Below are 6,477 nucleotides of genomic sequence, written 5' to 3' on the forward strand. Positions count from 1 at the left end.
ACATGGGAGAAGAGAGTCTGACTAAGTTATTTAGAATAGATTGTAGAGATATATACTTGCAAGAGTTTACGGTCAAAGATGCAGAGAGTATTTATAAAATAGCAAATCAACCGGAAATAGAAAAGTTTTTGCCGGACTGGAAATCAACGAAAGAACAGAGGGCTCATTGGATTATCAGTGATGAAATACCAGCAAACAAAGCATTTCTTGATGCAGTGACAAAAATGTCTAACATAGATGATCATATATTAAAGCTGGGAATATTTAAGAAAGCCACAAATGAATTTATTGGATGGTGCTGCACAAGCATTAAAGAAGAACTTCCTTCACCAAATAGAGAAATAATGTATGCTATTTCAAGCGAGTATCAAAACAATGGTTATGCTACGAAAGCGACTAAAGGGTTAATTGATTATTTGTTTAAAAATACAAATGTAGATGTCCTCAACGCAATTGCTTTAATTAACAACGTACCATCAAATAAAGTTATTGAGAAATGTGGATTTACTTATATGAGCCAACAGACGATAGAAAACCAACTATATAATCATTATTTATTGAGCAAATCAGAGTGGATAAAAAATATTGCTCTTTAAAAAGAGTTATAATAGAATGAAATGATTTTAAAAAAGCTTAGAGCTAAAGCTCTGAGCTTTTTTATGTACTATTTACTTTTTTGATTATACTTATGAATTATAAGTTATTGTTCATCGTTTTGAAGTTGTATAGTTATTCTTTATAATATATTTTATGTTGCTAATAAAGAATACAAGGAATACAGCGGCTATTAATGAGGATAAACATCTCTTAATCCCACTTCTATTTATATAATTAATAGATTTACAAGGTGTCACGGCGACCAGAAATAAGTAGCATTGTATTTTATGTCATTATACAAATGTTATAAGATAGATATACTTCAGTTATAGCTTGAAAATAAGTTTGTTATCAGTTTTTTCATTTATCTTACAAGCGTGTAAGATAAATGAAAGATGAATCAATATGTGCTATAAGACAATTCATTTACACTATATTGTGAGAAGTGCAAATGAAGGGAGAATATAAATGGAAATTTTACATGCAAAAAGTATTAGTAAAGTATATAAAGGGAAAGTACCTTTTAAAGCATTGGTAGATATTGATTTATCAATTCAAGAAGGTGAATTTATAGGGATTATGGGGCCATCAGGGAGCGGGAAAACAACGTTATTAAATATGGTATCTACTATCGACTCTCCAACATCGGGAGAAATATTAATAAATGGTACAAATCCTTTCCAGTTGACATCAGATAATTTAGCTTTATTCCGTAGGAAACAATTAGGATTTGTTTTTCAATCATTTAATTTACTTAGCACACTTACAGTAAAGGAAAATATCGTATTGCCGATGACATTAGATGGTGTTTCTGTACAAGAAATGAACAAACGAGTTGAAGAAATTGCAGAGAAATTAAATATTACAGATATATTGAGTAAAAGAACTTTTGAAATTTCAGGGGGGCAAGCTCAAAGAACAGCAATCGCTCGTGCAATTGTTCATAAGCCGCAATTATTACTTGCAGATGAGCCAACAGGGAACTTGGATTCTAAATCTTCAAATGATGTAATGGAGGTGCTAGATACTCTTAATAAAGAAGAAAAGGCAACGATGATGTTAGTTACACATGATCCGTATGCAGCGAGCTTTTGTAGCAGAGTAATTTTTATTAAAGATGGTCAACTATATAACGAAATTTATTGTGGTGAAAGCAGGCAAACTTTTTACCAAAAGATTATGGATGTCCTTTCTTTGTTAGGAGGGAAAAGGCATGACTTTTCGTCAGTTCGCATTTAATAATATCTTTCGCAATAAACGTACATATGCAGCTCATTTTTTAAGTAGTGCATTTTCTATTATGATTTTCTTTACGTATGCACTTTTATTATTTCATCCAGATTTACAAGGGGAGTTAAAATCGACAAGTGCAACAATAAGTGCATACGGTACATTGGGATTTTCAGTTTCGCAAGGCTTGATTTTTGTATTCTCATTTTTCTTTATTCTATATTCAGTAAGCTCATTTTTAAAAACACGTAAGAAAGAATTCGGCATATTAATGATGCAAGGTATGTCAATGAGACAGCTTAAAAAAATTATTAATAGAAAATATGTTAATTGGACTTGGTTCAATTTGTATAGGGATTTTCATTGGACTCATATTTTCTAAACTAGTTTTATTGATAAGTGCAAGTGTATTAATGATTAGTAATGGTTTACCTTTTTATATACCAGTACAGGCTGTATTATTAACAGTTATCACATTTCTTTTCTTGTTTTTAATTGTTTCACTATTTACATTTAAAATGATAAAAGTAACAGAACTTGTGGAACTTATTCGAGCAGAGGAAAAGCCAAAACCTGAACCGAAATCATCAATTTTATTATCATTACTTTCTTTAATTTGTATAGGATATGGATATTTTTCAGTATTTCGCTTTATCCCAAGTTCCAATTTTATAACGCTCGGAATAGGTGTACTCCTAGTAATTATAGGAACGTACTTTTTATATACACAATGTAGTGTTTATATATTGTATCTTGCGAAAAGGAGTGAATCTTTCTTTTTAAAGAGAACAAATATATTAACATTTTCAGAATTAATTTACCGTATGAAAGATAATGCAACAATGTTTTTTATTGTATCTATTATTTCAGCAGTTGCATTTACTGCAATTGGCACAACAGCTGCTCTTGGAAATAAAGATTTGGTAAGGATGACAAATCCGTATACATTTCTGTATACAGGTCCTGAAAATGACAAAATAGCGGATAAACATCTCTCTATTATAAATAAACATCTTGCAGATGCTAATATTCCGTATCGAATGGCTTCATCTTCAAATAAATATACAGAAAGTAACGTAAATGTAATGAAGTTAAGTGAATATAACGAACTTGCAAGAGAACTCGGGTATCAACAAGAAACGATTGAAAAAGAAGATGAAATTTTATTAATCCCTGGAATGGTATCCCAAAAACAAGAATTTAAAAATGGTGATTATAAAAAGAATATTGAAGTCATTCAAGGAGATTGGACAAGGACATTTCGTGTGAAAAAAGCTGTAGAAAATTTAGTTTTACCTCATGATACTAGAGGTATTTATATTGCTGTTCAAGATCGTGTGTATGATGGAATTCCTCATGATAAAGATCTAAATATAGGTACTCCATATCGTACTTATGGATTTGTTATAGACGATTGGATGAAAACGAAGGAGATTTCAAACCAATTAATTAGTATATTCGATAAAGATACTAGGGAAATACCTTTTGAATTCCGAGCTCTAACAATAGAGTTGTTAAGTGCAAAGCAAACGAATGGATTATTACTTATGGCAAGTGTTTTAGTCGGAATCGTCTTCTTTACATTCGCTGCTAGTTTTATCTATTTCCGATTATATACGGATTTGGACCGAGATCAACAGCAATATAAAATGATTTCGAAAATGGGATTAAGTAAACGAGAATTAAAAAAAGTTGTAACGAGACAGTTATTATTAATGTTCTTCTTACCGATCGTTGTTGCAGTGATTCATACTGTAGTTGCTTATACGGCATTACAACAATTAGTCGATTTTTCTATTTTAAGTAGCTCTATCGTTATTTTAATTTCATTTATATGTATACAAGTTTTATATTTCTTTATAACCCGTTGGCGTTACCTACAAAAGCTTTATAAAGTTATGGAGCAATAGGCTTGTAAGACTACACAAAAGTATGTGAAAAAATGAACTGTATGATGAAAGGAAACGCGATGAAAAGAACTTTAACTATTTTTATGTTAACGATACTACTTTTAATAAGTTTTAGTGCATGCTCTAAAAAGGAAAATCCATTTCCTGCAAACGGTTTATTAATCATTGGAGATGAAAATAAAATTTCACCAATTATTAATCGTTATCAAGAAATTACGAAAGAAAATGAAGTGTTTTCTGTGAAAAAAGGTAAAGTTGGAAATGGACAGGTATTAATTTTAAATGAATCTACAGCGCAAGCATTGATTAAAGAAAAAGTTTTTCGTAAACGAGATAATGGCTCCAATTATATTATAGATACGTTACCGAAATTCCCAAAAGAAGGTTCGCTGTTGTTTACACATGAAGACGAAAAGAATATGAAAAGTATGGAATTAGAAGGAAAAGGGATTCCAGTTTCATACGATAGTGACGCTTGGATAGGTAACACTCGTAAATATCCAACGCAATGGTATGTGATTGTATCAAAAAATAGTGTGTATAAAGAAATAAAGGCAAATGAAACGAAAATGCACCTTCTTCATTTGAAAAAATCTCTAGGTGACGAAAAGCCTAAAATGTCGACAGATAATACATTGGTTAATGAAAATGTCAAAGTAAAAAAGCTAATTAAAGGTTTGGAAGGAGAACTATCTTTTCAGTTTGTAACGATTGGAGAAAAACCTTAAAAAAGAGTTCGAAGCTGATGAAAATTTTATCAACTTCGAACTCTTTTTAGTTTATAGACCAATCAAATATTATGATTTACATTATTTCATTTAATCGAGTCTCACTTGTTTCTTCAATCGCATTTGAATGTTGAACTGAATTATTTTGAGCTTCTTTTTCTTTACGGGATTTTTGTAGCATTTCAAGTATGATCCATAAAGGAACACCTTTATCTTCCAACATCTCCCATAAATCCAATTCGTTAAATGTATGCTCAGGCTGTTTCATTTCTTTTTCAGATGAACGAATATTGAACTTGATAGGATCATTCGCTTTCTTACCTTCAAGTTTAGTAGAAGGGATAGTATTATGCTCAAGATTAGATGGAGTTATTCTAGTAGGTTGAGATAATGTATGAATGTTTGATCCGATTTGCATGCTTTTTCCTCCTTTTCAAGCAGTGAAATTAGTTTTCTTATGATCTTTTAATCCGTTTAACATGAGGAAACTATAGCTGATACTGTAAAAAGTAAATATTAACTTGAATTAATATTTATCAACATTTATATATGTTTTCTATATATACAACGTATATAAAATACTTTACATTATGTTTAAGTTAAAAACTGATTGTGTCAATCTTTTTCACAGAAAAATGAAAGCGTTTAATTAGGGGGAGAAAGTGTGGGGAAGTTATTTATAAAAATATGTTTTTTCGCATTAGTGACTGTTTGTTCATTCACAGCGAAAACAACATACGCTGAAGAGGGTCAACAAAACAATTATCCTATCATATTAGTGAATGGATTTGCTGGATGGGGTAGAGAGGAAATGCTAGGTGTTAAATATTGGGGTGGTGTTCATGATATACAGGAAGATTTAAAGAGAAATGGTTATATAGTTCAAACTGCAGCAGTTGGGCCTGTATCTAGTAACTGGGATCGTGCATGTGAATTATATGCGCAAATTAACGGTGGAACAGTAGATTATGGAGCGGTGCATGCTGAGAAACATGGACATAATCGTTTTGGTAGAACTTATAGTGGATTTGCACCGAATTGGAGTGAAACTAATAAAGTTCATTTAGTTGGGCATAGCATGGGTGGACAAACGACGAGAACTTTAGTGCAGTTGTTAAAAGAAGGAAGTTATGAAGAAAAGAATTACGTGAAAAATCATCCAAACGCAAAGATATCGCCACTATTTGAAGGTGGTAAATCATATGTTCATAGTGTTACAACATTAGCAACTCCTCACAATGGTACAACACTCGCGGACGGAAGTCTTCTGTTACCATTCGTTAAAGATTTACTCATTACAGCTGCAAGTTTAGGTGGAAACAATAATTTATCATTATATGATTTTAAATTGGATCAATGGGGTATAAAAAAGAATGCTGGAGAGTCATTTTTCCAATATACTGATCGTATTGTAAATAATTCAATTTGGGAAAATACAAAAGACATTAGTCAATGGGATTTAAGTACTGATGGAGCAAAGGAGTTAAATAATTGGGTAACGACGCAACCGGATGTATATTACTTATCCTATAGTGGACATGCATCGCAAGCAGCACCTATAACAGGTTTGCATCTACCACATATAACGATGAATAAAGTGCTAATGGGGAATGCATTCTTCTTAGGATCTTATGCAAGATATGAAGAAAACCGACCATTAATAGATACTTCTTGGTGGCAAAATGACGGTGTAGTAAATACAAATTCTATGATTGCACCTTCGTCTAATACTGTTGTAAGTAGTAATGGGTCTTTACAAATCGGAAAATGGAATCATATCGAAACGAAAGCAAATTGGGATCATCTCGATATGGTAGGATTAAGCGTTTCAGACACGTTAGGTTTTTCTAATATTCAAGAGTTTTATAGAACAATTGCAGAAAAGTTATCACGTCTACCGAAATAGATAATATAAAAGCCGCTCTCGTACGTAGTACGTAGTAGACGACGTTACGTATTACTTATTAGTAAGTAAGGTAAGTTAGGTAGGTAAGTAAGTAAGGTAGGTAGTA

The 6,477-nt window shown here is 31.6% G+C and carries 5 protein-coding genes and 1 pseudogene; 5 read left to right on the forward strand and 1 reads right to left on the reverse strand.

The annotated features are described in order from the left end of the window. Nucleotides 1–2: 2 nt before the first annotated feature. The 4 genes and pseudogenes from CDB3_RS10785 to CDB3_RS10800 all read left to right on the forward strand — a co-directional run bounded on the left by CDB3_RS10785 (nucleotide 3) and on the right by CDB3_RS10800 (nucleotide 4,465). Nucleotides 3–596 carry a GNAT family N-acetyltransferase gene (locus CDB3_RS10785; protein ID WP_128854478.1) on the forward strand — a complete coding sequence of 198 codons (594 nt, stop codon included), beginning with the start codon at nucleotides 3–5 and terminating at the stop codon, nucleotides 594–596. A gap of 469 nt (nucleotides 597–1,065) precedes the next feature. Continuing rightward, nucleotides 1,066–1,836, forward strand: a complete 771-nt coding sequence (locus CDB3_RS10790) for an ABC transporter ATP-binding protein (RefSeq protein WP_128854479.1) — start codon at nucleotides 1,066–1,068, stop codon at nucleotides 1,834–1,836. Beyond that, a pseudogene (locus CDB3_RS10795) lies at nucleotides 1,811–3,737 on the forward strand (ABC transporter permease). Before CDB3_RS10790 ends, CDB3_RS10795 begins: the two are co-directional and overlap by 26 nt. A 44-nt stretch (nucleotides 3,738–3,781) precedes the next feature. Continuing rightward, on the forward strand, nucleotides 3,782–4,465 hold the full coding sequence (locus CDB3_RS10800) for a lipoprotein BA_5634 family protein (protein ID WP_256869745.1): 684 nt from the start codon (nucleotides 3,782–3,784) through the stop codon (nucleotides 4,463–4,465). Between the two features lie 76 nt (nucleotides 4,466–4,541). Here CDB3_RS10800 and CDB3_RS10805 read toward each other — a convergent pair whose 3' ends face one another. Continuing rightward, nucleotides 4,542–4,883 carry a DUF3914 domain-containing protein gene (locus CDB3_RS10805; protein WP_128854481.1) on the reverse strand — a complete coding sequence of 114 codons (342 nt, stop codon included), beginning with the start codon at nucleotides 4,881–4,883 and terminating at the stop codon, nucleotides 4,542–4,544. A gap of 246 nt (nucleotides 4,884–5,129) precedes the next feature. Between CDB3_RS10805 and CDB3_RS10810 the strand changes: the two genes are divergently transcribed. Further along, nucleotides 5,130–6,371: an esterase/lipase family protein gene (locus CDB3_RS10810; RefSeq protein ID WP_128854482.1), complete on the forward strand. Its 1,242-nt coding sequence runs from the start codon at nucleotides 5,130–5,132 to the stop codon at nucleotides 6,369–6,371. The last annotated feature ends 106 nt before the right edge of the window (nucleotides 6,372–6,477 follow it).

The organism is Bacillus sp. CDB3, assembly GCF_002081505.1.
Classification (GTDB): domain Bacteria; phylum Bacillota; class Bacilli; order Bacillales; family Bacillaceae_G; genus Bacillus_A; species Bacillus_A cereus_AT.